At 42.0% G+C, this 25,794-nt stretch carries 32 protein-coding genes; 20 read left to right on the top strand and 12 right to left on the bottom strand.

Going from position 1 to position 25,794, the window contains the following annotated elements:
* Window positions 1–2: 2 nt before the first annotated feature.
* Window positions 3–1,637 (top strand): glycoside hydrolase family 13 protein, encoded by a 1,635-nt coding sequence (locus ACXADT_RS17285; RefSeq protein ID WP_474832058.1) that lies wholly within the window; start codon window positions 3–5, stop codon window positions 1,635–1,637.
* 10 nt (window positions 1,638–1,647) lie between these two features.
* Entirely contained in the window at window positions 1,648–2,187 is a 540-nt protein-coding gene (locus ACXADT_RS17280) for a GNAT family N-acetyltransferase (RefSeq protein WP_474832057.1), read from the top strand.
* A gap of 34 nt (window positions 2,188–2,221) precedes the next feature.
* On the opposite strand, the gene ACXADT_RS17275 is transcribed toward ACXADT_RS17280, so the two are convergent.
* The 4 genes from ACXADT_RS17275 to ACXADT_RS17260 all read right to left on the bottom strand — a co-directional run bounded on the left by ACXADT_RS17275 (window position 2,222) and on the right by ACXADT_RS17260 (window position 3,900).
* Window positions 2,222–2,638: a VOC family protein gene (locus tag ACXADT_RS17275; RefSeq protein ID WP_474832055.1), complete on the bottom strand. Its 417-nt coding sequence runs from the start codon at window positions 2,636–2,638 to the stop codon at window positions 2,222–2,224.
* Between the two features lie 101 nt (window positions 2,639–2,739).
* Window positions 2,740–3,129, bottom strand: coding sequence for an SRPBCC domain-containing protein (locus ACXADT_RS17270; RefSeq protein ID WP_474832054.1), 390 nt, complete (start codon window positions 3,127–3,129; stop codon window positions 2,740–2,742).
* A gap of 23 nt (window positions 3,130–3,152) precedes the next feature.
* Window positions 3,153–3,593, bottom strand: coding sequence for an SRPBCC family protein (locus tag ACXADT_RS17265; RefSeq protein WP_474832053.1), 441 nt, complete (start codon window positions 3,591–3,593; stop codon window positions 3,153–3,155).
* Window positions 3,568–3,900, bottom strand: coding sequence for an ArsR/SmtB family transcription factor (locus ACXADT_RS17260; RefSeq protein WP_474832051.1), 333 nt, complete (start codon window positions 3,898–3,900; stop codon window positions 3,568–3,570). The genes ACXADT_RS17265 and ACXADT_RS17260 overlap by 26 nt, the downstream gene beginning before the upstream one ends.
* Window positions 3,901–4,155: 255 nt before the next feature.
* On the opposite strand from ACXADT_RS17260, the gene ACXADT_RS17255 reads away from it, so the two are divergent.
* Window positions 4,156–4,590 (top strand): AhpC/TSA family protein, encoded by a 435-nt coding sequence (locus tag ACXADT_RS17255; RefSeq protein ID WP_474834573.1) that lies wholly within the window; start codon window positions 4,156–4,158, stop codon window positions 4,588–4,590.
* 51 nt (window positions 4,591–4,641) lie between these two features.
* Here the strand turns inward: ACXADT_RS17255 and ACXADT_RS17250 are convergent, their stop codons facing one another.
* The 5 genes from ACXADT_RS17250 to ACXADT_RS17230 form a co-directional block, all read right to left on the bottom strand.
* On the bottom strand, window positions 4,642–4,848 hold the full coding sequence (locus tag ACXADT_RS17250; protein WP_474832050.1) for a hypothetical protein: 207 nt from the start codon (window positions 4,846–4,848) through the stop codon (window positions 4,642–4,644).
* Window positions 4,845–5,948, bottom strand: a complete 1,104-nt coding sequence (locus ACXADT_RS17245) for a GerAB/ArcD/ProY family transporter (RefSeq protein ID WP_474832049.1) — start codon at window positions 5,946–5,948, stop codon at window positions 4,845–4,847. Before ACXADT_RS17245 ends, ACXADT_RS17250 begins: the two co-directional genes overlap by 4 nt.
* 11 nt (window positions 5,949–5,959) lie before the next feature.
* Entirely contained in the window at window positions 5,960–7,111 is a 1,152-nt protein-coding gene (locus tag ACXADT_RS17240) for a Ger(x)C family spore germination protein (RefSeq protein ID WP_474832048.1), read from the bottom strand.
* A gap of 4 nt (window positions 7,112–7,115) precedes the next feature.
* Window positions 7,116–8,540 (bottom strand): spore germination protein, encoded by a 1,425-nt coding sequence (locus ACXADT_RS17235; protein WP_474832046.1) that lies wholly within the window; start codon window positions 8,538–8,540, stop codon window positions 7,116–7,118.
* 132 nt (window positions 8,541–8,672) lie between these two features.
* On the bottom strand, window positions 8,673–9,329 hold the full coding sequence (locus ACXADT_RS17230; RefSeq protein WP_474832045.1) for a peroxiredoxin: 657 nt from the start codon (window positions 9,327–9,329) through the stop codon (window positions 8,673–8,675).
* 162 nt (window positions 9,330–9,491) lie between these two features.
* Here ACXADT_RS17230 and ACXADT_RS17225 point away from each other — a divergent pair, with 162 nt between their 5' ends.
* From ACXADT_RS17225 to ACXADT_RS17205, 5 genes are all read left to right on the top strand, one after another.
* On the top strand, window positions 9,492–10,340 hold the full coding sequence (locus ACXADT_RS17225) for an MBL fold metallo-hydrolase (RefSeq protein WP_474832044.1): 849 nt from the start codon (window positions 9,492–9,494) through the stop codon (window positions 10,338–10,340).
* 73 nt (window positions 10,341–10,413) lie between these two features.
* Window positions 10,414–10,668, top strand: coding sequence for a hypothetical protein (locus ACXADT_RS17220; RefSeq protein WP_270181450.1), 255 nt, complete (start codon window positions 10,414–10,416; stop codon window positions 10,666–10,668).
* A gap of 86 nt (window positions 10,669–10,754) precedes the next feature.
* The gene (locus tag ACXADT_RS17215; RefSeq protein ID WP_474832042.1) at window positions 10,755–11,639 is read left to right on the top strand and encodes an aminoglycoside 6-adenylyltransferase; all 885 of its coding nucleotides are present in this window, start codon (window positions 10,755–10,757) and stop codon (window positions 11,637–11,639) included.
* Window positions 11,640–11,709: 70 nt separating this feature from the next.
* Window positions 11,710–11,943 carry a hypothetical protein gene (locus tag ACXADT_RS17210; protein ID WP_270181452.1) on the top strand — a complete coding sequence of 78 codons (234 nt, stop codon included), beginning with the start codon at window positions 11,710–11,712 and terminating at the stop codon, window positions 11,941–11,943.
* A gap of 22 nt (window positions 11,944–11,965) precedes the next feature.
* On the top strand, window positions 11,966–13,003 hold the full coding sequence (locus ACXADT_RS17205; protein WP_474832041.1) for an STAS domain-containing protein: 1,038 nt from the start codon (window positions 11,966–11,968) through the stop codon (window positions 13,001–13,003).
* A 32-nt stretch (window positions 13,004–13,035) separates the two neighbouring features.
* On the opposite strand, the gene ACXADT_RS17200 is transcribed toward ACXADT_RS17205, so the two are convergent.
* Window positions 13,036–13,650 (bottom strand): PH domain-containing protein, encoded by a 615-nt coding sequence (locus ACXADT_RS17200; RefSeq protein ID WP_270181454.1) that lies wholly within the window; start codon window positions 13,648–13,650, stop codon window positions 13,036–13,038.
* Between the two features lie 170 nt (window positions 13,651–13,820).
* Between ACXADT_RS17200 and ACXADT_RS17195 the strand changes: the two genes are divergently transcribed.
* From ACXADT_RS17195 to ACXADT_RS17170, 6 genes are all read left to right on the top strand, one after another.
* Complete coding sequence (locus ACXADT_RS17195; RefSeq protein WP_474812595.1) at window positions 13,821–14,708, top strand: diacylglycerol/lipid kinase family protein; 888 nt, start codon at window positions 13,821–13,823, stop codon at window positions 14,706–14,708.
* A gap of 144 nt (window positions 14,709–14,852) precedes the next feature.
* Window positions 14,853–15,797 carry a nucleoside hydrolase gene (locus ACXADT_RS17190; RefSeq protein WP_474832039.1) on the top strand — a complete coding sequence of 315 codons (945 nt, stop codon included), beginning with the start codon at window positions 14,853–14,855 and terminating at the stop codon, window positions 15,795–15,797.
* Window positions 15,798–15,927: 130 nt separating this feature from the next.
* Entirely contained in the window at window positions 15,928–16,536 is a 609-nt protein-coding gene (locus tag ACXADT_RS17185; protein WP_474832038.1) for a serine/threonine protein kinase, read from the top strand.
* 9 nt (window positions 16,537–16,545) lie between these two features.
* Entirely contained in the window at window positions 16,546–17,646 is a 1,101-nt protein-coding gene (locus ACXADT_RS17180) for an AI-2E family transporter (protein ID WP_474832036.1), read from the top strand.
* 198 nt (window positions 17,647–17,844) lie between these two features.
* Window positions 17,845–18,747 carry a zinc-dependent metalloprotease gene (locus ACXADT_RS17175; RefSeq protein WP_474832035.1) on the top strand — a complete coding sequence of 301 codons (903 nt, stop codon included), beginning with the start codon at window positions 17,845–17,847 and terminating at the stop codon, window positions 18,745–18,747.
* Between the two features lie 169 nt (window positions 18,748–18,916).
* Complete coding sequence (locus ACXADT_RS17170) at window positions 18,917–19,336, top strand: DUF4181 domain-containing protein (RefSeq protein WP_474834571.1); 420 nt, start codon at window positions 18,917–18,919, stop codon at window positions 19,334–19,336.
* Window positions 19,337–19,405: 69 nt separating this feature from the next.
* Here ACXADT_RS17170 and ACXADT_RS17165 read toward each other — a convergent pair whose 3' ends face one another.
* Window positions 19,406–20,206, bottom strand: coding sequence for a peptidoglycan-binding protein (locus tag ACXADT_RS17165; RefSeq protein WP_474832034.1), 801 nt, complete (start codon window positions 20,204–20,206; stop codon window positions 19,406–19,408).
* A 191-nt stretch (window positions 20,207–20,397) separates the two neighbouring features.
* Between ACXADT_RS17165 and ACXADT_RS17160 the strand changes: the two genes are divergently transcribed.
* The 4 genes from ACXADT_RS17160 (at window position 20,398) to ACXADT_RS17145 (ending at window position 22,895) form a co-directional block, all read left to right on the top strand.
* Window positions 20,398–20,661: a hypothetical protein gene (locus ACXADT_RS17160; RefSeq protein WP_474832033.1), complete on the top strand. Its 264-nt coding sequence runs from the start codon at window positions 20,398–20,400 to the stop codon at window positions 20,659–20,661.
* 86 nt (window positions 20,662–20,747) lie between these two features.
* The gene (locus ACXADT_RS17155; protein ID WP_270181462.1) at window positions 20,748–21,410 is read left to right on the top strand and encodes a type 1 glutamine amidotransferase domain-containing protein; all 663 of its coding nucleotides are present in this window, start codon (window positions 20,748–20,750) and stop codon (window positions 21,408–21,410) included.
* 333 nt (window positions 21,411–21,743) lie between these two features.
* Window positions 21,744–22,022: a hypothetical protein gene (locus ACXADT_RS17150; protein ID WP_270181463.1), complete on the top strand. Its 279-nt coding sequence runs from the start codon at window positions 21,744–21,746 to the stop codon at window positions 22,020–22,022.
* Between the two features lie 24 nt (window positions 22,023–22,046).
* Window positions 22,047–22,895, top strand: coding sequence for an aldo/keto reductase (locus ACXADT_RS17145; RefSeq protein WP_474832032.1), 849 nt, complete (start codon window positions 22,047–22,049; stop codon window positions 22,893–22,895).
* 93 nt (window positions 22,896–22,988) lie between these two features.
* Here the strand turns inward: ACXADT_RS17145 and ACXADT_RS17140 are convergent, their stop codons facing one another.
* Window positions 22,989–23,504: a cupin domain-containing protein gene (locus ACXADT_RS17140; RefSeq protein WP_474832030.1), complete on the bottom strand. Its 516-nt coding sequence runs from the start codon at window positions 23,502–23,504 to the stop codon at window positions 22,989–22,991.
* Between the two features lie 250 nt (window positions 23,505–23,754).
* Between ACXADT_RS17140 and ACXADT_RS17135 the strand changes: the two genes are divergently transcribed.
* Window positions 23,755–24,255, top strand: a complete 501-nt coding sequence (locus tag ACXADT_RS17135; protein WP_270181466.1) for a PTS sugar transporter subunit IIA — start codon at window positions 23,755–23,757, stop codon at window positions 24,253–24,255.
* A gap of 61 nt (window positions 24,256–24,316) precedes the next feature.
* On the top strand, window positions 24,317–25,720 hold the full coding sequence (gene treP / locus ACXADT_RS17130; protein ID WP_270181467.1) for a PTS system trehalose-specific EIIBC component: 1,404 nt from the start codon (window positions 24,317–24,319) through the stop codon (window positions 25,718–25,720).
* Window positions 25,721–25,794 lie beyond the last annotated feature (74 nt).

The raw sequence follows: 25,794 nt of genomic DNA, 5'->3' as shown, positions 1-25,794 counted from the left end.
GGATGGAACGAACATGGTGGAAAGAAGCAGTCGTATATCAAGTTTACTGGCGCAGTTTCTATGATAGTGATGGAGATGGATATGGCGACTTAAGAGGCGTGATCGAAAAGTTAGATTATATCAAGAAGCTTGGGGTATCTGTCGTTTGGCTCAATCCCTTTTACGAATCACCCGATCGTGACAATGGGTATGATATTTCTGATTATTACTCAGTGATGGAGAAGGCCGGTACGATGGAGGACTTTGAGGAGCTGTTACATGAAGCCCACAAGAGGGACCTAAAGGTAATAATGGATCTCGTGGTGAACCATACTTCAGACCAACATGACTGGTTTACACAATCAAAGTCCTCAAAAGAGCATCCGAAGAGAGATTGGTACATATGGAGAGATCCTGTGGATGGAAAAGAACCGAATAACTGGCGCTCTTATTTCACCCCATCAACTTGGGAGTTTGACGAAGGCACAGGACAATATTATTTTCATTCCTTCGCAGTTGAGCAGCCAGATTTGAACTGGGAGAACGAAGAAGTGAGAGAGGCAATCTATGAGATGATGCGCTTCTGGCTTGAGAAGGGGATCGATGGTTTTAGAATGGACGTTATTAACCTTCTAGCGAAGGTCGATGGTTTTCCGAATGCTGAAAATCCCGACTACACTGATTACCTTGCAAATAATCCAGGTATCCATGAGTATTTGAAAGAGATGAACGAAAAGGTTCTCTCTCATTATGACGTTTTGACAGTTGGTGAGATTCCGTTCGTTACACCTGAGGAAGGCTTAAAGTACGTAGCAGAAGACCGAGGAGAGTTAAAGACGCTCTTTCATTTTGAGGTAGCTGACGATATGCCGACTTGGGATATGGTCCGGTATAAGGAAATTCAGGAGAAGTGGCATGAGACTTTTTATGGAAAAGGGTGGAATTCGCAGTTTTTGAATAATCATGACCACACACGTCAGGTAACGAGATACGGGAATGACAATCGTTATCGAAAAGAATCGTCCAAGCTTCTTGCCACAATGATTCATACACTTCCAGGAATACCCTATGTTTTTCAAGGGGAAGAAATTGGTATGACGGGTGTTCGATTCGATTCGATCGAAGATTACAACGATATCGCGATGAAAAATAAATTTAGAGAAGAAGTTGAAAAGGGCCGAAACCCTGTTGAGGTATTTGAAACCTTATTGCCTTTGAGTCGGGATAATTCGAGGACACCTATACAGTGGGATGAAACAGAACAAGCTGGCTTTACAGAAGGTGAACCATGGATCAAGGTAAACCCAAACTATAAACAGATCAACGTCAAGCGTGACCTTTCTGAAGAGGACTCGATCTTTGGTTATTATCAGGAGCTTATAGCACTACGAAAAGAGCATCCGGTTATGATTTACGGTGATTATAAAGATTTATCAAAAGGACAACAAAGGCTATATGTATATACGAGGGAGTACGGTGAGTCACGCTGGCTCATCATCTTAAACTATAGCGACGATCATACGATTTTTCATACCGATGTAGCGATCGATGAGAACAGCAAGCGATTAATTCTTGCAAACTACCGTGATGTTACTGGGGACGATGTATTAAAGGGGACTTCTCTTAGACCTCATGAAGCAAGGATCTATGAACTATGAGAGGTGGCGTATGAAGATAGCTGAACGGTTTGGCGATATCCCAACGATTGAAACAGAACGACTCATCCTAAGGAAAATAACGCTCGATGATGCAGAGGATGTGTATCATTACGCTTCGAATGAAGACGTAACTCATCTCGTCACGTGGCATACTCACGAAGCATTGGAGGACAGTATCGAATTTATTCATACATTTTTACCTCGATATGATGCTCCGTGGGGAATCGAACTCAAACAAACTGGTAGGTTGATCGGTACCGTTCACTTCGTCTGGTGGGACCCTAACGATAGAAGCGCAGAACTTGGTTATGTTCTTTCTCATGAACATTGGGGAGAGGGAATCATCACCGAAGCAGGTAGCGCGGTAATAAGGTTTGGTTTCGAGAGCATGGATTTAGTGCGAATTCAGGCTAGGTGTTTTTTAGAAAATATCGGATCCGAAAAGGTTATGAAGAAATTAGGGATGTCCTATGAAGGGATAACGAGAAAAGCAATGCTTGTAAAAGGGACACATCGTGACTTAAAAGTATATGCGATCGTCCAGGAATGAATAACTAAAGCGCCCAAGCGAGGGCGCTTTTATGTTAGAGCTTGTTCTGTGCTTTCCGTACCTCATCACGATGATATGGAGAGTCCTTCACTTCATTTACTACGCTGAACGTATTGCCGTCTAAATCATAGAAATCAAATACCTTCATGCCACCAAATGCATCGATTTCAGTTGTCACGACGCCATTTTCGTGTAACTTCTCATAAGCTTCTTCAATATCATCGACGAGAAAATTATAATACCCGTTCTTTGAATCAGTCGAAATTGTGAATTCAGTTGACTGTGACTCACCTACTTGAATTAAGGCGAGCTGTGTATCATCGTTTGGAAAATAAAATCCAACACCGCCATCCCAGCTGTCAATCTTCGTCACACCGAGGTTGTCTTCGTACCACTTTACCGCTTTGCCCAGATCAGTTACAGGAATGAAAATACTGCCTACTTTGAACATGTCGTTCCTCCTTAGTGATGGGATTGGCTTGTATACGAGTTACTGGGTCAAAAAGTTTCGTGAAAGTAAAAAAGAGCTTGAAGATTCAAGCTCTTTACTATTTATAAACTTAAATATTTCTTGAGTGGTTTCCAATAGTTTTCTTCCCAACCGATCTTCAAGTGTTCGCCTTGTCCTTCAGGAAATCCGGTATGATCAAAGATGAGTTCTGTTTCATTACCTACTTGCTTAAATTCGAATTTGACGATGGAGTAGACTCCTGAATCCCAATTTCCTGCACGCCACGCTTGGACGATCCGTTCGTTAGGGATAAGTTCGATCGTTCTTCCTTCAATCATTCCACCAAAGCATGAAAATGAGCCACCTGCTTCTGGAGTAATGTCTGCAGGTGCGCCACCTGTCATTTCGCTAAACTGCTTAGAATCAAGAAGCACATTGTAAAGTGCTTCTGCCTTTGCATCAAATCTGATATCTTCATGAATGTTGTTCATTTCTTATTTTCCTCCTCTTTAGTTCATATTGACCAAGGATCAGCGCCTAGATCGTGCCCTTCACCAAGAAGCTTCATCCGCTCCATATAGTGTGTCCATCCCTTTTTGTTCGAAGGGACTTTTTCAACTGGGATATCATAATGAGTTAGTACAAGGAGAGTACCTTTCTCCTTGCCTTCTAATATAAACTCTACTGTACTAGAACCAGGCGGCATAATGTCTGAACCTTCCCAGCCCCAAGTCATAACGACCTTCTTATTCTTAACGATCTCTTTGTACTCTCCGATCGCAACATTACCTTCGTTGATAGAGATGCGGTACTTACCACCAAGGACCGGTTCTAGCAACACTTGTCTTCCCATCCAACGAATCATTTTTTCTGGGTCGATGAAGAAAGGGAAGAGTGTCTCAGGACGGCATTCGATAAAAATTTCTTTTCTAAGATTCTCTGTCGGTTGCTTCATCGCTTCTCCTTTCCTCTTCTTCAGCAGCTTCTTTAAGTCGTAGTAAGCTGTTGTCCCAGAATTGATCGATGAATCCCTTTAATTCTGCAAAACCTTCCCTTCTTATTCGATAGTAGCGTTTCGTCCCTTCCTTTCGTAAAGCAAGAAGTCCCGACTGCTCCAAGACTTTCAGGTGTTGCGAGATCGCTGGTGCTGACATGTCAAAATGTTGTGCGATGTCACTTGATGTCAGCTCATGATCTTGTAGAACATGCAATATTTCACGACGTGTTGGTGCGGATAGTGAGTGAATCGCTTTTTCTATCATGCCTATAATGTAGCATTCGCTTAATTAAGTGTCAACTTAAATAATAAAAGTAGAAGGACCCAAAATATGGATGGAGTTAGGTGGCTTTTTCTTGATAACAGGATGTGAACATCGATACAATTAGTAAGATTGGAGGGATCTAAAATGAATAATATATTCTTTGAAACACAATCTACCAATTTCATTTCATTTGATGAGATCATCGAAGAGAAAAATCCGACTGTCGTTGTCTTTGTTCGTCACCTCGGTTGACCAATCTGCCGAGAATATCTCACGCAGTTGCGTGAGCGAATTGATGAATTTCATGATAAAGGTGTTACTGTTTATGTAATCGCGCCGTCGAATGCAGTGTTCATTAGCAAATTTATAGAGGCATTTGCACCTTTTCCATACCCAATTCTAGGTGATCCGAATAAGGAAGCATATTATCAGCTAGGGCATAAAACATCACCGAAATGGAAGCTACTATCACAAGCCGCATTCGGCTTCTTATTTGGAAAGGTGAAAAACTTTATTCCAAAAGATGAGCGTCAGAAGCATGTTGTCTTAACTTCAATGAAGAAAGCAGACGTGTATATCCAAGGTGGAACATATGTATATTCTGAAAACGGAAAGCTGATCTGGCATCATGTTGATTCGTCACCAGAAGATCATGCAAAAATTGATGCTGTTCTTAAAGTGCTATCGTAAGCGTTTAAGTTCAACCCCTGGCATGTTGCCTGGGGTTATTTTTATTTTTTCTCAAAGGTTTTGAAGTCCTTTTGCAAGCAGCTTTATTGGATAGAGTGGATCGATGAGCTTGTCCATTGACCACGTCCACCAAATCCATCCGGTTACAAGGGACATTAATAAAAACTTTATCAGGTTTATTTTGTCTTTCTTAACGATAAGGTAGATCACTGTAATGAGTATGAAAGCAAGAAATGGGAAAAACATGAACACATTCATGACTGAACTCCCTTTCGTACATATGAAATGATTAGCAATAACAGCGGGAGAAAAATACCGAGGATTACAGAATAGATCGGTACGAGTGTTTTAGCATAATGGATGTTTTCAACGATATTAGCGTGAGCACCCATTGAAAAAGCGGTTGTCGTAAATAGAAGGGTAAAAAGTATGGGAGTTTTGTATGGAAAACGAAAGACGCATTTTATAAAGATAAAAGCTGCGTAGAGCAGAATCGAAACTTTGATCAATACAGTCGTTATCAAGATCGATGAAACAAACACGTCAAGGTTCTCAATTGTTTTAAATAGACTAATTTCTTGAGCGGAAGCCATGGTAGGATACGTTAAGTTTGATATACGCATACAACCGATCGTTCCTACTAGGAGGAAAATGACCCCGATCGTAGATACCGTCGTAACGGTGCTCGCTAAATACACACTCTTCCTTGTTCGTTTGTTATTTCTTGTGAGTGGAATCAGCATGAGAATCGGAAGGAATTCAAGATATGGAAAGCTGAAAAACGAGACCGTCATGCTGCCGATCGCTTTCAAATCGAATGACCCAGGCAATGGAATGAGGCGTTCCGTGTCCCATTCCCCGATAACGAGCAAGAGTGAACCCCAGAATATAACGAAGATTAATGGAGTTAGGATCTCTACTGTACGACCTAGTGTACGTATTCCTTTTGAAAGTACATAGATGGCGACCGTAATGGTAAGGAGGTTAAACACGACGGTTGGCGTAAAATCCATCGCCACCGTATTGATCACATCACCAACATTTCTAGTTGCAAGAGATGCAATTAAGATGAAGAAATAAATAAAAATCAAGGAGATAACGAACCCTATTTTTTGCCCAAGCAGGTTAACCGTAATTTCTGCAAGGTCTTTTCCTGGATGTCTTTTCAGGAGGTGTAACCAAAGCCAAATAACACCGAGGCTCATGATGAATGCAAGAATAGGTGGGATCCATGACCATTGTTTTGTTGTTCCGATCAACCCGCTCATTTGGACGAAATAGGTAGGTCCGATCAAGTAGTTCGTTGCAAGTAAGAAGAATTGCCACGTTGTCAAATGGTTGACGCTTGAATCCTTCATCTCTCTTCCTCCTAGTCGCTGTATGGATTGATGATGTTTCCGACGTCATCAATTTTGATGGTAACGTCATATGAAATCGTAGCGTTCTTGAATGCTGCACGCTTCTCTTCAGTGTTCATCGAAGGATACCTCGCAAAAAGCCCGAGTAAGTCTAGCTCTTCCTCTTGCAGCTTTTCAGTTAACTCTTTCAGTTTTTCTTCAAGAGTTTCATTCGCGCTATTCTGGATGTTATCGATTGTATTGATCGTTATAGATTTTGAAACTTTACTGTTTAAAAAGTCAGCATTGCATTTAATATCGAATGAAAATGCAAAAGGATATTTTTTTGTGGTTTTATGGTTTGTTTCGCATCGATTGATATCTAAAAAATGAGCATCCTTCTCATCTTCCATTACCGTGATCGGCATTTGATTCAGTCGATTCGTTAACAGGTGATACAATGCCATCTCTTCATTTGAAAGTGAGACGGGATCAGCTTTTTTCTGATATGCCACTCCACCTACAAACTGAGCATGGCCACTACTCGTGTCCACTTCTTTTAAGAATTCAAGGTTTTCTGCTTCTTGGTCTAAGAAGATTACTGCAGGGAACAAAAGGTTACCGTCTCTGTAGTATTTTTCTACGTTGTCTCTGATTCGATACTTCGTATGTGTTGCCGTGTAATGCTTTTGAGAGGCTTCGAAGTTATCATAGAGCCACTGCCCTGGGATAAAATTTATCTTTGTGAGCCGAAACATCGTTTCACTTAGGGGTTGGAGAGAGACTGCAGTTTGAATAGGTGCTCTTGTTTCGCTATTTCGATCAAGAAAGTTAAAAATCTCGATCATATCCGATACTTCTAACTCGTTTGATAACAGTAGTATTTTTGTTTTAGCAAAAAACATGTGTCTCGGAACTTGTAGACTCGCCTTATCTACCGCAGCTTTTAATGACTTATGTCTGCTAACGTACGTATAGACTGGACTTGATTCTACTCTTCTATCCTGTGTTGCAAAAGATGTTGGGTTGACCACTTGAAAGTAAAGGATAAATTCATCGGTCGTTTTATCTTTTTCGATACCCATCATGTCCACGATCACGAGTTCTGAAATATCCCCCTGATCCCAGCATCCAGAAAGGAGCACGAGGATAAGAAGAGGGAGAAGAGCAGTGATTTTTCTCATCTTCCTACTCCTTTCTTTCGATTCCTTTAGGTAGTTGGTTTTTTACCCAGTTACTAGGTAAACGTACGAACGTATCTTGTAAATCACGCAAGTTTATTGGTGCAAAAGGTGTGAGGTATGATACTCCAAATGATTGAAGGGAAGCAGCGTGGATCAGGACGATCAAAAACAAGAAGAACATGCCATAAAATCCCAGAAATCCGCCTGCTAAAAGGAAACCGAATCGAAGTATTCTTCCAGTGACACCGAAGTTGTATGCAGGACTAACAAAGTTTGCGACGGCTGTGAGTGACACGACAATAACAACCGCAGCAGAAATTAAGCCTGCTTGTACCGCTGCCTGACCTAGGACAAGTGCTCCAACGATCGAAATGGCAGAACCGATCGCAACAGGCATCCGAACCCCAGCCTCACGGAGCACTTCAAAGATAAACTCCATAATGAGAACTTCCACGAGGGATGGATAAGGAAGACCCTCACGCTGTGCTGCAAAGCTATATAAGAGATGCCCGGGGATCATTTCTTGGTGATAGGTTGTGAGTGCTACAAATAGCCCTGGTACAAGTGTGCCCCATATGAACGTTGTAAACCGCAACAATCGAAGCAGCGATGCAATGTCCCAGCGCTGATAATAATCTTCTGGGGCTTGAAAGAACTCGGTAAAAAGAGAAGGGACAGTTAGTACGAATGGAGTCCCTTCCGTGAGAATTGCAACTCGCCCTTCGATGAGTCTAGAAGCTGCTTTTGCAGGAAGTTCTGTATTTGAAATGGTTGGGAAAAGCGATATTTGTTTATCTACGATCGATTCTTCAATCATCTGGGATTCAAGAACGATATCAATATCGATTTGATTAAGTCTACTGAATACTTCTTCCACAATTTCTGAAGGAGCTGTACCTTCTATATAGCTCACAACTATTTTTGTTTTTGTCACGTTTCCTATATGGAAAGTGACTAACCGTAGTTTAGGGTTTCTTAGACGCATGCGAAGTAAACCAAGGTTCTTATCGAGTCTTTCAGTAAATGCTTCATGAGGACCTCTAATGTTGATCTCAGTTTCTGAAGGGACGATATCTCTTCCTTCAGTCGATGCAACATCACACATCACGTATGCATCTGAATGACTCACGATCACAACGGCCATTCCTTCTAAAAGGTCATCCAATATTTCGTCTTGCTCCTTAAGTGAAGCGGGTGACGTCACGACGTTCATGTAGTTTTCTAGAAAGTCTTCATCAACGGAAGAAAGCTGGATCTTCTTGACGATTTCCCTTTTTAAGGCATCTTGTTCTACAAGGCTTTTAAAGTAGATGATGGCAATAGCAATCGATTCTTTTTGGACAATATGAATGATTAAGTCATCAGGTTGTCCGAACGTCTGCTTTATGTTCTCGATTCGTTTATGAAAAGATTTTTTCTTATTGAACATCACCATCACCTCGCTTTTTTTACGTATATAGCTTTACTGTGTGCAATCGTCGCAGGAATATGCCATAAGATGAAATTTCAGGAATGGATTGGACATACAAAACGGCCGCTCATTTGAGCAGCCGTGCACCTGTTATTCTTTCAGTTCTTTTTGACAAAGGTACCAGTCGATGCACTCGAGGTTTGGATCCATCTTCCGTTCGTTCATCGCTTTAACCGTTTTAGGTGGAGAGACGAGTACCTTATCTCCAGGTTCCCAATTTGCAGGAGTCGGGACTCCTTTATCATCCGTTGTTTTTAATGCTTTCACGAGTCTCAAAATTTCCTTCATGTTTCTCCCGGTTGTTAACGGATAATAGATGATCGACCTGACGACCTGCTTATCATCGACGACGAAGACTGCTCGACTCGTTTCAGTTTGACTCTCTCCAGGCATGATCATGCCGTATTTTGTTGCGACTTCTCGGTCAAGGTCGGCGATGACTGGAAACTCGATCTCTTTGTTAAAATTCTTCTCGATGTTTCGGATCCATGCGAGGTGAGAAGATACGCTGTCAACGCTCAATCCGATAAGCTCGACTCCATAGTCTCGAAGCTCAGGATAAACCTCCTGAAAAGCGACGAACTCAGTCGTGCAAACAGGTGTAAAGTCTGCAGGGTGAGAAAAGAGAATGAACCACTTGTCTTTATAGTCTTCAAGAGAAATCTTTCCATGTGTACTTGTTGCTGTAAAGGCAGGTGCTGGTGAACCAATCCTTGGCAGTTGGTAAGTCGTTTCAGTTTCAGGCATAGAGCTAACATCCTCCTTTAAGTGATTCTATAGCAAATCTTCCACCGACAGTGAGAACTAAACTGAGGAATCCGTTGTGTATTTTAAGTAAAACTTTACTACTATTTCTCTTTTTTTCCATAACGAACTTCTGTAGACTTATTGCAAGAGAGGAGTGGAGTTATGAAGATCGAGTTCTTAGGAACAGGCGGAGCGATGGCTGCACCGCGTCCGCTTTGTCATTGTCATGTATGTAATGAAGCGAGAGAGAAGGGAGTTCCATATAGTAGGTCTGGCCCAAGTGTTTTTATTCATGGTCCGAACGTCTTGATCGATACACCAGAAGATAGCTACATGCAATTGAATCGCTCATCCGTTCAGAAGATCGATGGTGTTTTGTATTCTCACTGGCATCCTGACCATGTGATGGGAAGAAGGGTACTAGAGACGATGAATGCAGATTGGATCAACTACCCACCGAATGGAACGACGATGGATGTGTATTTACCTGAACAAGTAGGCATCGATTTTAATACGAGATTAGGTTCCGGTGAGCACCTTTCCTTCTTTGAAAGTCAAAACTACATAGCAATTCATCATCTTACGGATGGTGAATCGATCACACAAAATGGGGTGACGATCACACCATTCCGTTTATCAGAGGATTATGTGTATGCCTTTTTATTTGAAGGAGATAAAAGGGTCTTGATTGCCCCAGACGAGCTATATAGCTGGAATCCACCAGACTTAGGAGAACTTGATCTCGCAGTTGTTCCATCAGGCGTGTTTGAGTTCAATCCATTAACAGGTGAGAGACAAATCTTAGAAGAGCACCCTGTTCTTTCTGAAGAAGCAACGTTTGAACAAACGTTGGAGATTATTGGGAAGTTAAATGTGAAGCAGGTTGTGTTTACGCATATAGAAGAACCAGACCGCTTGGGATACGATGATTTAGTAAAAGTGGAAGAAAAGCTTAAACTAGAAGGAAAGAACGTGTCGTTTGCTTACGATACGCTTTTGGTGAATGTTTAAGATAAGGATTTATTCTGTTTATTTAAAAATTCAATAGGGTATCATTTTACCAACAGAGAAGTGAGGTGAGGACATGGAACTGTCATTTAGTTTATTAATTAATATCGTGATCGCTATTTATTTATATGTTGATGCAAAAAAACGAGATAAAAGCGCTATTCTTTGGGCGATTTTGGGATTGATTATTGGTCCGCTCGTACTTGGTATTTATTTTATCCAAACAGGCAGAAAGCTTATTGGTTGGATCATTGTTATCTTTGCGATCTTCTGGGTGATTCTAATCATCATTTTAGGAGTGCTTGGAGCGATCGCTGGAGTACTGTTTTAAATTTAAATAAAAGATCCGAAGCATGAAGCTTCGGATTTTTTATACATAATGGCAGACAAAAGAATAAGGGAGCGGGTGAAGCAGAAGTGAAGGATCAAAAAAGAATGTTGATGGACTTGATGGAATGGGGAACCGCAGATGAACATGTTCGAGCGTTATTGATGACGAGCTCTCGTGCAAATCCGCATGCATTTCGCGATGTGTTTACAGATTATGATATCGAAGTATTTACAGACAGCTTGGACCGGTTCCTAGAAGATGACACATGGCTGAATCGGTTTGGTGATCGTTTGACGACTGTCCCGCTAGTCCCAAGAGAAAGTGATGGGTGGGTGACGAGGCTCGTCATGTATATGGATGGTACTCGGATCGATTTCCAAATCTCAAGTACAGCGACTTTAAAAGAAATCGCACAGTTACAAGAACTGCCACCTCACTATGACCTGGGTTATAAGGTTTTATTAGATAAAGATCAGATCGTTGAGGATATGGTGACGCCTAGTAACAAAGCATTTCAGGTGAAAAAGCCGACACAAGATGAATTTCAAGAACTCGTCAATAGCTATTGGTGGGACACGACGTATGTGGCCAAAAGCTTGTGGCGTGATGAACTTTTTTTTGCAAAATACATGCTCGACAATGTGATGCGGTTTAACTACTTACAAAGAATTCTTGAATGGTCATTAGGGGTCCAGTTTAACTGGGAAGTTAACCCTAATAAATGCGGGCGCTGGTTTAAGCGCTATCTTGATTCTGAAACGTGGGAAAAGCTTGAGGAAACGTATGCAGGGGCAGATATTGAGGATAATTGGAACGCGCTTTTCAATATGAATGACCTTTTCATGGATCTTTGTAGACACGTCGCTAATGAGTTAGGTTTTGAATGCCCACAAGAAGTCGAGAAGAATATCACTCATTACTTACAAAAAGTACACAACCTCGATCCAGACGCAAAGGAAATTGAAATCTAACAATTAATGGTTTTGGAACCTCCGATATGTGGAAACGTAGTGTTAATAAGCTACATCTTAGGGGGAAGTTATGGATGAGAATGAAGCGGTGATGGAGTGGATCAGGACAGAATTAAATTGCGATTCTCTACAAATTAACGAGTATCCATTGTATAATTGTGGTAAGCGTATGAAAGATCAGAGTGGAGACTATCTAATTGTCTACTTTCATCCTGAGCAAGAAGAAGTTGTTTATACATTTAAAGATAATGAAGATGTTTATTTCTCTGGATATGCATATCAATGGGGTCAGGCGCGTGCCTGACCCCATTTTAGGAGGTTTACCGATGGGGAATGATTTAAGCACGAATCACCACTATCTAGATGTGAACGGCTCGAAGTTCGAGTGGGATACAGACGAAGGAAGTTTTACGTATGAAGGAGATGGGGCATTAATCTTCTGGATCAATACCGCGTTTAAAGTTTTTCTGGATTCCATTGAAGAAATAGCAGGGGAAGACGAGGCAGCACTCGTGTTAGAAACGGCAGGCTATCGAACCGGAGAAATCGTAAGCGATTTCTATCATGAATCGATTGGGGATATTGAGCTCATCGTAAGTAGTTTACCTAATACTTACAAAACAGCTGGTTGGGGCATTACGACGATACTTGACGTTGACCAAGCAAGAAACAAAGCTATTGTTCGTGTGAAGAACAGCTGGGAATACAAGGTTAATAGAGAACAAGGGAAACATGAGGAAGGAACGTTTATTCCAGGACATTGGGCAGGAGTTTTCAGCGGCTTGTTCAAAGAGAAAGTTTGGTATAACGTTAGGAAAAGCCAAATTAAAGGCGACAGCTATTCAGAGTATGAATTCGCGCCATCATCCATAACGCCTAAAGAACACATCACGGATATGATTCAGGAGAAAAAGCGGCTTGAACTTGTGGACCTAGAGAAAAAAGTATCAGAGCGTACCAATGAGCTGCAGCAGATGATCAAGGAGATTTCGGCACCGATCATTCCGGTATTGGATCATATTCTCGTCATTCCACTCATAGGGAAATACGATGAAACTCGAATCGATGAGTTGATGACAAAAACGCTTAAACAGCTTCCAGACTACAAAGCGAATACGCTTATTCTCGATTTAACAGGAATAAATGATGTCGATAACGTGACCATCGACTTACTGCATAGCATGGTAAAAGCGTCAGAATTATTAGGCGTAACATGCTTGTTGGTAGGGATCTCCCCTAAGCTTAGTATACAAGTTGTTCAATCACGGGCAGAACTTGAAGGACTTACTTGTTTTTCAACGTTACGTCACGGTATTCATTTTGCACTAGCGAGAGAAGGATTGACGTTAGAAAGTCAAAGATAAAGGGTCAGGCGTATTGCCTGACCCATTGTTCATTAATTGTTGATGTAGCGTTCAAACACATCTCCAAAGTCTTTAATCGTGTATTGTTTCTTTGATTGTTCGAGCCAGTTGAATGCAATCTCGTTGATCTGCTTAAACTCTTCATGAAGGTTTGTGTTGCTGTGGCGCATACTCGTCAAAGTAGAGGAAGCTAAATCTAGACTTTTTCTTGAGAATTCGTGATACGTTTCGTTTTCTCTAGATAGTTCAGCGATTCGGATGAGAGACTTATAGAGATCTTTCAGCTCCTCAATAAACTTCTTATGTACATCGATTGAAAACACTTCATTCCCTAGCTGAAACTTGATTTCAACGTCAAGATCGACTGTACCAGCTGTTTCAAGAGCTACGTTCTTGAACGTGTTGTGGCTGTATTCATAGCGTCTTAACGTACGCTTGCTGCTCGTTGCGCTCTTACCATCGACATGAATTAAAGCGAGATTTGTGAAGCAATATTCATCAGCTTTCGATTTAATCAAGAAATAAATCTTTTCTCCATCTTCGTGAAGTACGTAATCATCTGCATCTACCTTGTCGTAATCAGCAGGTTTGATGACACTTCCTACATCACTTAGTCCTAATACGTCTGAGGCAACCTTTTTAAACAATGAGATCATCCTTTCAATTGTGAGGTACATTACGTATACGGATGAAGGAAAGAGAAGGTTTCATATAAGATGATCGATACTCCTTGATCACGTTGTTTCATCAATTTCCATAATGGGAAAAGAACCATAGCTTTCTACCTATCAATTAGTAAGAGAAATGGGGATGTTGTATGAAAAAAGCGATGTTGATCGTGAATCCTTCTTCAGGTAAAGAGAAGGCAGTGGAATTTGAAGAAGAAGTTGTAGCGATATTGAAAGAGAATCACGATGAGGTGACCGTACGTTTTACTGAGAAAGAAGGAGACGCCACAAGGTTTGCGGTGGAAGCGTGTGAAGGACCATACCAAACGCTCATTTCCCTAGGTGGAGACGGGACGATCAATGAAAGTATCAATGGCCTTGCTGAAAGAGAAGACAGACCTGACTTTGGATTTATCCCACTTGGAACGGTCAATGATTTTGCGAGAGCACTCGGCATACCGATGCAGCCGGAAAAAGCTCTCGACATCTTAAGAGATCGTCATACGAAATCGGTCGATATCGGAAAGATCAACGATCAATATTTCATGAACGTTCTTGCTGTCGGAGCCATTGCTGAAGCGGTGTATGATGTAACACCTGAAGAAAAGTCACGTTTTGGTCCACTCGCTTATTTCATCGAAGGAGGAAAAGCGCTCAGAGACAAAACACCTTTTGATCTCAAGGTTACATACGATGACAAAGAGTGGCGCGGTGAAGGTTATCTGATGCTTGTAGCGTTAACGAATTCAGTTGGTGGCATCGAGTCGTTCGCATCACATGCTGAAGTGAACGATGGGTATTTTCATGTGTTCATTCTTAAGAAACTTTCGATTCCGCATGTGATCAAACTGATTCCAGACCTCTTCAATGGCAAGCTGCAGAGTAACGAGCAGATCGAGTATTTCCCAGCTTCAAACCTTGAAGTAAAATCCTCGGTGGACCTCGTCGTAAACATCGATGGAGATGAAGGCTTTCCCCTTCCGTTCAGCGCGAAAGCCTTGCACAATGAGCTAACGATTTTTGTGAAAGAGCAGTAGGTGAGAACTGCTCTTTTTCTTGTATGAATGTAATGACTAAGCAGGTTTTACAAGGCTCCGGTTCTATGATTCTTTTCGAATACGTCTATATGCCAATCTCATTGAATAAATTCCCATAAGGATGAAATTGGATGAGGTGGATCTATGGGTCAGAAGGTACTGTTTTTTGGAGACGTAGGGATCGATGATACAATTGCACTTCTATATGCTCACTTATCGAGTGAAATCGATGTGATTGGGATCGTTGCCTGTTATGGTAATGTTCCGAAACAACAAACTGCGAATAACGTTCGTTACCTTTTAAAGGAAGTAGGGCGTACGGACATTCCCGTGATGGGTGGTGCCGAAAAACCTATGACCGGTGAAGTTCCTGTTTTCTATCCCGACGTTCATGGACCAGAAGGACTCGGGCCCATCACACCACCAACGATTCATTCTCCACCGCTGGAAAACTTTTTTCAGGTGATTCCGTTAATCGAAAAGTATGATGATCTCGTAATCGTGAACGTCGGGAGAATGACGTCACTTGCGACGCTGTTTTTGTTGTATCCTGAGAAGATGGAGAGAATCAATGCTTTTTACGTAATGGGTGGTGCGTTTAATGTACCTGGTAATGTGACACCGAGTGCAGAGGCCAATTTCCATGCAGATCCGGTCGCAGCGAACATCGTGATGCGATACGCTCAAAATGTGAATCTTTTTCCGTTAAACGTGACACAAAGCGCGATCATTACGCCTGGGATGGTCGATTATATCGATTCGAAAGGCAAGTCTGAGTTGATCAAGCCACTTCTTGATTACTACTACTTTGAATTTTATCAGAAAAAGGTACCTGGTTTAGGCGGATCACCAGTTCATGATGCGGCAACGATCATGGCGGTTGTTCATCCCGAATTGTTTACGTTTTTTGAGACGCCAGTTGCGGTTGAAATCGATGGTGTGGCACGAGGACTCAGTATCGGTGATTTCAGGCAAAGTTTTGAGCAGGAAGAATTTGATGGTAGGCCGGTACAAAACGTTGCGATAAAACTGGACTATTTCAACTTTTATCGATATTTCATGGAGATTATGACAGGAGACTCATTCTAGCTATGAAACTTTTAGTATAGAAAAATCGTAAGAAATGTATATGGTACTGCTCGTGAACCGTTACCATAGTGGTAGTGGTTCTTTCGTATATAATAGAGATAACGGCAGGATCAGGAGAGGAAGAGACCCTATGACAACAGCAGTCGATCTCGTTAACAGCATTCGTTTTGAAGGGGCATCCATCGTTGCGTATCCAGACGGACTCCATCCGATAGGGAAAGGGAGGAGTGCAGCGGTATTTAAACTTTCTGGTGAAGAGAAGGTAGTGAAAGTCTTTTATCCTGAATTTCATAACCTAGCAGTTCAAGAAGCAGAAATTTATAAAGAACTTGATAATGACGTCTACTATCCGAAGCTCTACGAAGTTGGGGAGGGCTATCTCATTCTGGAATATTTGGATGGCATCACGTTCTATGATTGCTTGATCGAAGGGGTCGAAATCACTAGGGAAATGGTGGAGGTCGTTGATGAAGCCCTCAATTACGCTAGAATGAAAGGGTTGAATCCAAGTGATACACATCTTCAAAACGTTATGTTGCTTAAAAATGGAGAAGTGCGTGTGATCGACGTTGTTCGTTTTCGCCAGACGAAAGAATGCAGCCATTGGGATGATTTGAAGACAGCGTACGATACGATTTACTGCAATTCTTATTTTCCGAAGAAAGTGCCAGCATGGATCGTAGAAACGGTCATCAGATTATATCGAAAAGGGATCATCAAATTTAACAAAGGAAAGTGAGGGATGGTTATGATTGAACGGTCGCGTTTGTTTCGTTTCCTCATATGGCTTCTATTGATTTTTACAGTGATATGGGTCGGAAGTAAAATCGAATTCCTATTTCGGCCGATCGGGATTTTAATTACGACACTCGCATTCCCTATCATTGCTGCTGGAGTGTTCTACTATTTATTGCGCCCAATCATCGCTTTACTAGAAAAGGGGAAGATTCCGAGACCGCTTGGAATATTGATCGTATATCTCGCTCTTGCTGGTGGGATTACAGGTCTCGTGCTGAGCATCGGACCCATACTGACAGAGCAGTTTAATAGTCTTGCTCAAGGTGCGCCTGCACTTGTCGCAGACCTTCAAGACGCACTAACAGAGTGGGAAAGCAATCCTTACATAGCGAACCTTTTACAGAGTGAGATGGTGTCGGTCGATGGATTGACAGAACGGATATCTGGATCGATCGGAGAGATCAGTTCATCGTTCGGTAACTACTTACTATCGTTCTTAACCATCGTGACGGATGTTGTAATAGGAATTGTCCTTCTACCTTTTATCCTCTATTACATGTTGAAGGATGGAAAAAAGCTTATGCCTTCTTTGTTACGCGTTGTGCCTCGTGCTCATCGCAAGGAAGGTGCGAAGATTCTTGAGGATATGGATGATGCACTCAGTGGGTTCATTCAAGGGCAGCTGATCGTAAGCCTATTTATCGGAACGTTTGTCTATATCTGGTATGTGATCATCGGCCTCGACTATGCGCTGATCCTAGCATTCATAGCGCTATTCTTAAACGTTGTACCGTTTATTGGTCCGATCATCGGGACAGCCCCAGGTGTGATCGTCGGATTTATTCAATCTCCATTAACTGCGCTTTACGTCGTCTTAGGTGTCATCGTGATACAACAAATTGAGAGTAATTTGATCTCACCTCAGGTGATGGGGAGAAGACTCGATATTCATCCTCTGACGATCATTTTATTATTACTCGTTGCTAGTAGTCTAGCTGGGTTTCTCGGACTCATTCTAGCCATTCCGACCTATGCCGTTCTAAAGGTGATCGCTACCCATACCTATAGACTCATAAAGCTCCAGCAGCGCGGCAAACATAGCGGTAGTTAAACAAAAACTCTCCCCATTAGGAGAGTTTTTTTCGTTAATGAGGTAATTTTATTAACATTTTATATCAAAAAAACAGTTCCTTGTTCTTAGACAGAAACTTGTTAGATTCGACCAATAGCCCCCTGAAATCGTGTGTTTAGTTGTGCTAGATTAATAGTTGTTCGAATTTAAAATAAAAAAACTTGGGGGAAACATCACATGAAACGTAAAGGGTTTGTTGCACTATCTCTAGCACTTACGCTAGCGATCGCGCCAGGGTTTTCAACACATGATGCGCATGAAGGGGAAACTACGATCGATTCTGCAGGAAATAAAGTCATGATCGAATCACTTCCAAAAGCGAAGAACAAAGGGAAAAAAGAATTCGCTGAAGCTGCTGAAGTAGAGAATGATTCCGTTGCAGAGATCGTGAACGAGCAAGGCGAGAAAATCGGAGAAAAGAAAATCAAAAAGAACGTGAAACAAAAGAAAGAAGATAAAAATGTTGCTAAGAACAAGAAAGAAGGAGAGCTTATCTGCTTGTTCTGTGGCGGCGGTGGAGGTGGATCTGACGACGATGGCGATACGGGTTCAGGAGATAACGGAACGCGCGTCGTAACGGTCATCGTTGCAGCTGACGAAGAATACCGTGCAGCACACAGTGACTGGCAAACGTATACTCAAAACATTATTGAAAACGCAGATAACGGATTTACTCGTGACCACGATATTGATTTTCAAGTGAAGACTTTCGCACAATGGAACTCAGAAGGTGCGAACGCTTCTGAAATTCTTCAAGACCTTGACCGAGACTGGAATGGAAATGGAGAAGATTTCTTAGTAGGCTTCACGCGTGATGCGAACTTTAACTCTGGTGGAATCGCATATGTGTACTCCAACGACCCATATCAGAGTGCAGTTTCAGTAAACCTTGACCAAGGTGCAGAAAACACATGGCATGCAGCTCAGCATGAATTCTCTCATAACTATGGCCTAGGTCATGACCCGCAAGGAAGCGGCATCAAGTGCATTATGAACTACGATTATGCTTATAGCGTCGACTACTGGGATCAAGAACATGACGACCAAATCGAAGCAAATAAGAACTGGTATGGAAAATAAGATAGTTTAGCGAAAACGCCCGGTGGAAACCGGGCGTTGTTTGTATGGAATACTGAATGATCGTTATGAAAGAGAAATTCTATGATAAGCTTGTCTTATCAGGATTTTCCAGATAAGAAGAGAAGATAAGCTGGTTTGCGGGGGAAAGGATTGGTTTTAATTGTATGGCGTGGAACCATATTTTTGGCTGAAGTTACTGATTGTGCTGATGATCTTAGTTTTCTTAATCACATCTTTCAATGCGATTATGGGAAGGGTGCTAAAGGTTGAAAAGAAGAAGCTTTACTCCAATACCATTGTGAATGGCACACATAAGAAAGTGGATCGGGTTATGAGAGGGGTAGCAATCGTCCTTATCCTTTTTGGGACCTTCTATAATATTACAAGAGCTAGAGAAGAGTGGGTATGGTTTCTCGAACCTTGGTTTTTATTAATTCTATTGATCATTATTTCTGAATCGTTTACAGCTTTCATGGAATGGAAGTATGCAGCGAATCGAAAAGATTACCTGTTTACGATAAGTCAACTAATCTTTTTAATCTTCGTGATGGTGTCAGCGTTCTATAGTGATTTCTTTTGGCTATTGTAATACATAAAACATTAACGTAATAAAAAAACCGTACCGCCTCCTAATCTCAGGAAGCGGTACGGTTTATGGTTACTTGATTACTTTTATTTTCACGTCTTTACGACCCCAAGCCATTGCATCGTCTTGATCTTCAATAAAGACATCGATTTTCTTTCCGTTGATCGCGCCGCCTGTGTCAGCAGCAATCGCACGGCCGTAGCCCTCTACTTCAACGATCGATCCCATTGGAATCACTTCAGGGTCAACGGCGATCAGGTTTGCATCAGGGTATTTCTTTAAGTTCACACCCATACGCGTTACTCCTGAGCAGCCGTCACAATGAGCTGTATAAGCTGTGCTTTCTACAGTAAGTTCTTTTCCTGCAGCTGTACTTTTTGAAGCAGCTTGATCAAGAGCGGAGCGGGTGCTTGGTCCAGCGATTCCATCGACTGTAAGCCCTTTTGCTTTTTGGAAGCTCTTCACAGAAGATTTCGTTCCGCTTCCATAAACTCCGTCAAGGCCTGACGTGTGATAGCCTGTTTTTTCAAGCTGACTCTGGATATGTATGACTTGCTTTCCGATATCACCATAGCGAAGCACTTTGATTTTACTGTTCGTGTTCGGTCCAGCGATGCCATCTACTTTCAGATTACGAGATTCTTGAAATTCTTTCACTGCATTTTTAGTGATCTCTCCATAGTACCCTGTTGCCGTATGATACGGAAACACACCTTTTGTTAGGAGATAGTTTTGAAGTTCCACAACATCAGAACCTCTGTCTCCTTTGTTTAATGTTCGATCCCCAAGCTCGGCCGATGCAAGCGCGGGCGTTGCCATCATTACGAATGCAGCAACTACGAACATCATGATCATTTTTGATTTACGAAACATCATGTTTCCTCACTTTCTGCAATTGTATTCACAGAAAGGTATTCGGCAATGTTCGCTATGTAACGACAATCGAAGAGGAAAACACTACCTTTTAACCAGAGAACGACCAGAAAATGGTTTTACAAAGAAGGCGACGCATTGTTATATACTAGAAAAGGAGAATAGTAGGGATAGCGAAAGGAGAATTAGTATTGAAGCCGCTTGAAAAGAAATGGATACATATTATAAACGGAATTCTTGGAATCATCATCGTCCCTTACTCGATACTCGAGTTGATCGGCGTTATTGTTTTAAGATCAGATAACGTGTACGGCTTGATTCCGATGGGGCTTTTGCTCATTTGGCTTGTTTTGTACATCATACAGGTGAAAAAGCAAAACACGTTACTCGTCTTCGGAGCAGTTTTCTTGAATGTTTTTTATATGTTCTTTATCATTCCAAAGGTACTGTATTAGTCTAGCCACTTCGGATGATTAAAAATTATTTCATCGGGTAATATACAAAAGTGGTTAGATCATAGAAGATAAAGGAGAGGATTTCAATGAGTAAAAAAGTACTAATGGTCGTAACGAACCATACAGAAATCGATGCAGAAAATAAAACAGGCCTTTGGCTTGAAGAGTTTGCAGTTCCTTACAATATCTTCAAAGAAAAAGGTTACGATATTAAGGTAACGTCAATAAAAGGTGGACGAGTAGAACTGGATCCAAACAGTATTCCTGAAGAGAACCCAGCAGAGTGGGAGGAAGCGCAGGAAAAGCTAACGAATACAACGCAATTATCAAATGAAGATGCGAATCAGTTCGATGCAGTATTCTTGCCTGGTGGACACGGTACGATGTTCGACTTCCCAGATAGCGAAACGCTTCTTCACGTTCTTCAGGAACAAGCAGAGAATGACAAGGTCATCGGAGCTGTTTGCCACGGTCCAGCTGGACTCGTAAATGTAACGTACAAAGACGGCTCACCCCTCGTACAAGGTAAGCAAGTGACTGCATTTACAGATTCTGAAGAAGAAGAGATGCAGCTAGTCGAAAAGATGCCGTTCTTGCTTGAATCCACGCTCCGTCTTAAGGGCGCAGATTTCACTTCTAAAGACAACTGGGCTGACTATGCAGTTCGTGACGGCAAGCTCGTAACAGGGCAAAACCCTCAATCAAGTGCTAGCGCAGCAAATAAAGTCGTCGAAGCATTAGAAGCATAAGCATATATGGAGAGCGAATCCTCGAGATTCGCTCTTTCTTTGTTTTATCGTGGGTTTTCAATGACGGAAAATAAGGGAATAACAGACATATCGGCGAAAAACGAAAGAATATCAGCGATTTTTGCTTTTTATCAGCGAAACATGGGTGGATATCGGCGAAAAATGAATTTTATCGGCGAAATCTCCCTTATATCAGCGAAACCGTGTTACATGTGTTCCAAAAGAAGGAGCTAGAGGGCACGGTGTAGAAGTGGATTTTTACTGCAGGATTAAAACATGGTATAACAGGCATATAGTAGTAACTGAGATTATGTAAAGAAAGCAGTGACGAACATGACATTTATCACTTCTCATCCGTTTATAGAGATGGTTCGTAAGATCGAGCGGACCGGTCAGCATACGGTAGAAGAAAAATACGAATTAGAGCTCTATGAAGATAGCATTCGCTCCACGTCTCAGTATTATCGGTTGAACGATGTGTTCGATGTATCGTATCGTTTCACATCGGAAAGCTTTGGTTTTCTTTATCTCCACACAAACAGAGGCGTCATCTCTTTTATGATAAAAGAAGATCCTCGTTCGTTTGTTGAAGAATATAAGAAGTTGATTTAACCATAGGGGGAGGATGAAGAGGGGATGGGAATAGCACGCGTAACACTCTCAAACGGTGTGAAGATGCCACAGGTTTGTTTTGGTGTTTTTAAGCTAAATGGAAACGAAGCTGTTCAAGCTGTAACCGAAGCGCTTCAGTGCGGATACCGAGGTATCGATACCGCTTCTTACTACGGAAATGAAGAAGCAGTTGGCGAGGCGATCAAGCAATCAGGGATTCCTCGTGAAGAACTCTTTATAACCTCAAAAGTTTGGAACGATGAGCAGGGCTATAATGAAACGCTAAACGCGTTCGACCGGTCACTCGAGCGGCTCGGTACTGACTATCTCGATCTTTATCTAATCCATTGGCCCGTTCCTGAGCTGTACCAAGAGACATGGCAGGCTCTAGAGAAGCTGTATCATGAAGGAAAAGTTTGCGCGATCGGTGTAAGTAACTTCGAGAAGCATCACCTCGAAACGCTCCTTAAGAATTCAAGTGTGACGCCTGTCATGAACCAGATCGAGTTTCATCCTGAACTGATTCAAGAAGACCTTAGAGCCTATTGTGAAGCGAAAAATATTCAAGTGGCGGCATGGTCTCCTCTGAAACGAGGCAAGGTATTATCGAACAGGGCGATCAAAGAGATCAGTAAGAGTGTTGGAAAGTCACCGGCTCAAGTTGTATTGAGATGGTGTCTAAACCACGATGTTGTTGTGAACGTAAAGTCATCAAAGCCCGAGCGGATAAAAGAAAACGCTGACTTGTTCGATTTTAACTTAACATCTGAACAAATGAAGAAGATCGATGCTTGCAATGAAGATAGCAGGCTTGCTCATCATCCAGACCATAAACCCTTTTATGATGAAACGGTCCCGGAAAGAAAAGGGTAGTCGTATTTGAAATAACATGACTCTATACCAACAAAACCGACCAGAGGCATTTGCCACTGGTCGGTTTTTGTGTACGTCTATTGAACGGCTTCCTTACGATCCTCTATTTACATTCGACCATATCTCTATAAGCGGACCATCGCCACCGAAGATTGGATCTGTCTCTGGAAACGGAACGTGCTGGATTGTTTCAAGAGCATCTCGTTCGTTCGGATCACCGGTTTTCAAGTCATGATCTGCTCCATTCGGGTACGCACCAACGACCTGGAAATCTGAAGATGCGCTTTCTCTTTTATGTCCGACGCCTGCGGGAATAACGACTGCATCGCCCTTTTTAACGTCTACTTTTTCACCGTTTTCGCCACCGAACGTGATGGTAGCTTCTCCACTTACAACACCAAGAACTTCGTGCGTATTGCTGTGGTAGTGATGGTAATCGAACACGCCGTTTTGCCAGCTGTTCGTCCAGTTGTTCTTTTTGAATTGATCCGCGCATTGGTTCTCAAGATCTACTAAACTTCCAGGATAAAGGATAAGAGGAAGGTCTGGGTTGTTCGGTATGTCCCCATTCTCCTTTAAATAGAGCGTTTCAACATCCACTTTGTTCATTCTTTATCCCTCCTTCATGTCTAATACATATATTAAACGATTTCACACAACATAAAACATCTTTTCGTTTAGCAGGAGAATAAAAGGGAAAAGGATTATTGATTTCATTGGAAATTGCTTCTTCCCCCGATTATCGATTAAAAAACGTTCCAGTTGACTAACTTGTATATACAAGGTAAACTACGAATTGTATTGAACATGTATAGACAAGTTAAACAATAAATGAAAGCGGTTGAAAGGAGAATACATGATGCTTAAAAAATTATTCGGTAAGAAGGAAACGCCTACAGAGGAGAAGATTCTTGCTCCGATGAACGGAAAGGTCGTTGAACTTGAAAACGTACCGGATCCGACGTTCGCACAAAAAATGATGGGTGATGGTGTTGCGATCGAACCGACTGATGGTGAAGTTGTTTCACCAGTAAACGGAAAGATCATTCAGTTCTTCCACACGAAACATGCTGTCGGCATCGAGTCTGAATCTGGACTAGAACTACTCATCCATGTTGGTTTAGAAACAGTTGGTATGGGTGGAGAAGGTTTTGAAGGACACGTGAAGGAAGGCGACAAAGTTAAGGTCGGCGACCCATTGATCTCAGTAGACCTTGATCTTGTGAAGGAAAAAGCAGCAAGTACGATCACGCCTGTCATCATCACAAATGCAGATATTCTTGAGAATGTTGAGAAGTCTTATACAGATGGCGCTACTCGTGGTGAAGTCGAAATTATGCATACAAAGGTTAAGAAGTAATTGATGAATGACAACAGGTCGTTCGTAGGCGGCCTGTTGGTTATGAATAGGGGGAAGAAGCATGGCTATTGACAGAAAGTCTGTCGAGCAGATCGTTGAAGCGATCGGTGGTAAAGAAAACGTATCAACTGCTACACACTGCGTAACAAGACTACGACTCGTATTACATGATGAAAGCAAAGTCGATCAGGAAGCACTTGAACAAAATGATCTCGTAAAAGGTTCTTTCTCGGCTAACGGTCAGTTTCAGGTCGTCATCGGGCAAGGAACTGTTGATAAAGTGTTTAAGATCTTCGCTGAAATTACAGAAATTGAGAGCGCATCCAAACAGGATGTAAAGAACGCTGCAGCACAGAAACAAAATATGTTACAACGTGCTGTTAAGACGTTAGCAGATATTTTTATCCCAATTTTACCTGCCATCGTAACTGCAGGTTTGTTACTCGGTATCAACAACATCCTTACTGCTGAAGATATCTTCTTCAGCGCACCACTCGTTGAGGTATATCCTCAGTGGGCTGACCTTGCAAGTATCATCAACTTGATCGCGAACACCGCCTTTGTGTTCTTACCAGGACTGATCGGTTGGTCAGCAGCGAAACAGTTTGGCGGTAGTCCGTTACTCGGAATCGTTCTTGGTCTTATCTTAGTCCATCCTGATCTACTTAACGCTTGGACTTATGGTCAGGCAGATGACATTCCAACTTGGAACTTGTTTGGTCTTGAAATTGAAAAAATCGGTTACCAAGGGCAGGTCTTACCAGTTCTTGTATCCGCGTATATATTAGCGAAAATTGAAACGTTCTTAAATAAACGGGTGCATGATTCCATACAGATGCTTGTCGTTGCACCAGTCGCATTGCTCGTAACTGGATTCCTTGCGTTCACGTTGATTGGACCTGTTACATTCTGGATTGCAAACCTCTTGACTGATGGATTTATTGGCTTGTTCGATGCAGTACCAGCGATCGGAGGCCTTGTATATGGTGCACTGTATGCTCCTCTCGTTATTACTGGTATGCATCACACATTCCTAGCAGTCGATCTTCAATTGATCGGAAGTACAGGAAGCACGTTCTTGTGGCCGATGCTAGCTCTTTCTAACATCGCTCAAGGTGCAGCAGCACTTGCGATGATGCTCGTTACGAAGCAGGAGAAAACGAAAGGTCTCGCAGGAACATCTGCAGTTTCTGCATTCCTAGGTGTAACCGAGCCAGCACTTTTCGGTGTAAACCTTCGCTATCGTTTCCCATTCTTTGCAGCAATTATCGGTTCTGCCATCGCAGGACTCGTTATTACGGTAATGGGAGTAGAAGCACAGTCGATCGGTGTTGGGGGCGTTCCTGGATTCTTATCGATCTTTAAAGAATATTGGGGAGCATTCTTCCTAGGAATGGCAATCGTTCTTGTTCTACCATTCCTTCTTACACTCATGTATGGGAAGATAAGAAAAGTAGAGAATTAATTAGGACGTACGATATCACCTGGAATGTCTACCGGTTCATATGACAGTTCCGGTGATATCGTTTTTTCGTATTG

The sequence above is a fragment of the Anaerobacillus sp. ABR4_321 genome, from assembly GCF_056158505.1.
This window is presented reverse-complemented; position numbering and strand designations above follow the sequence as displayed.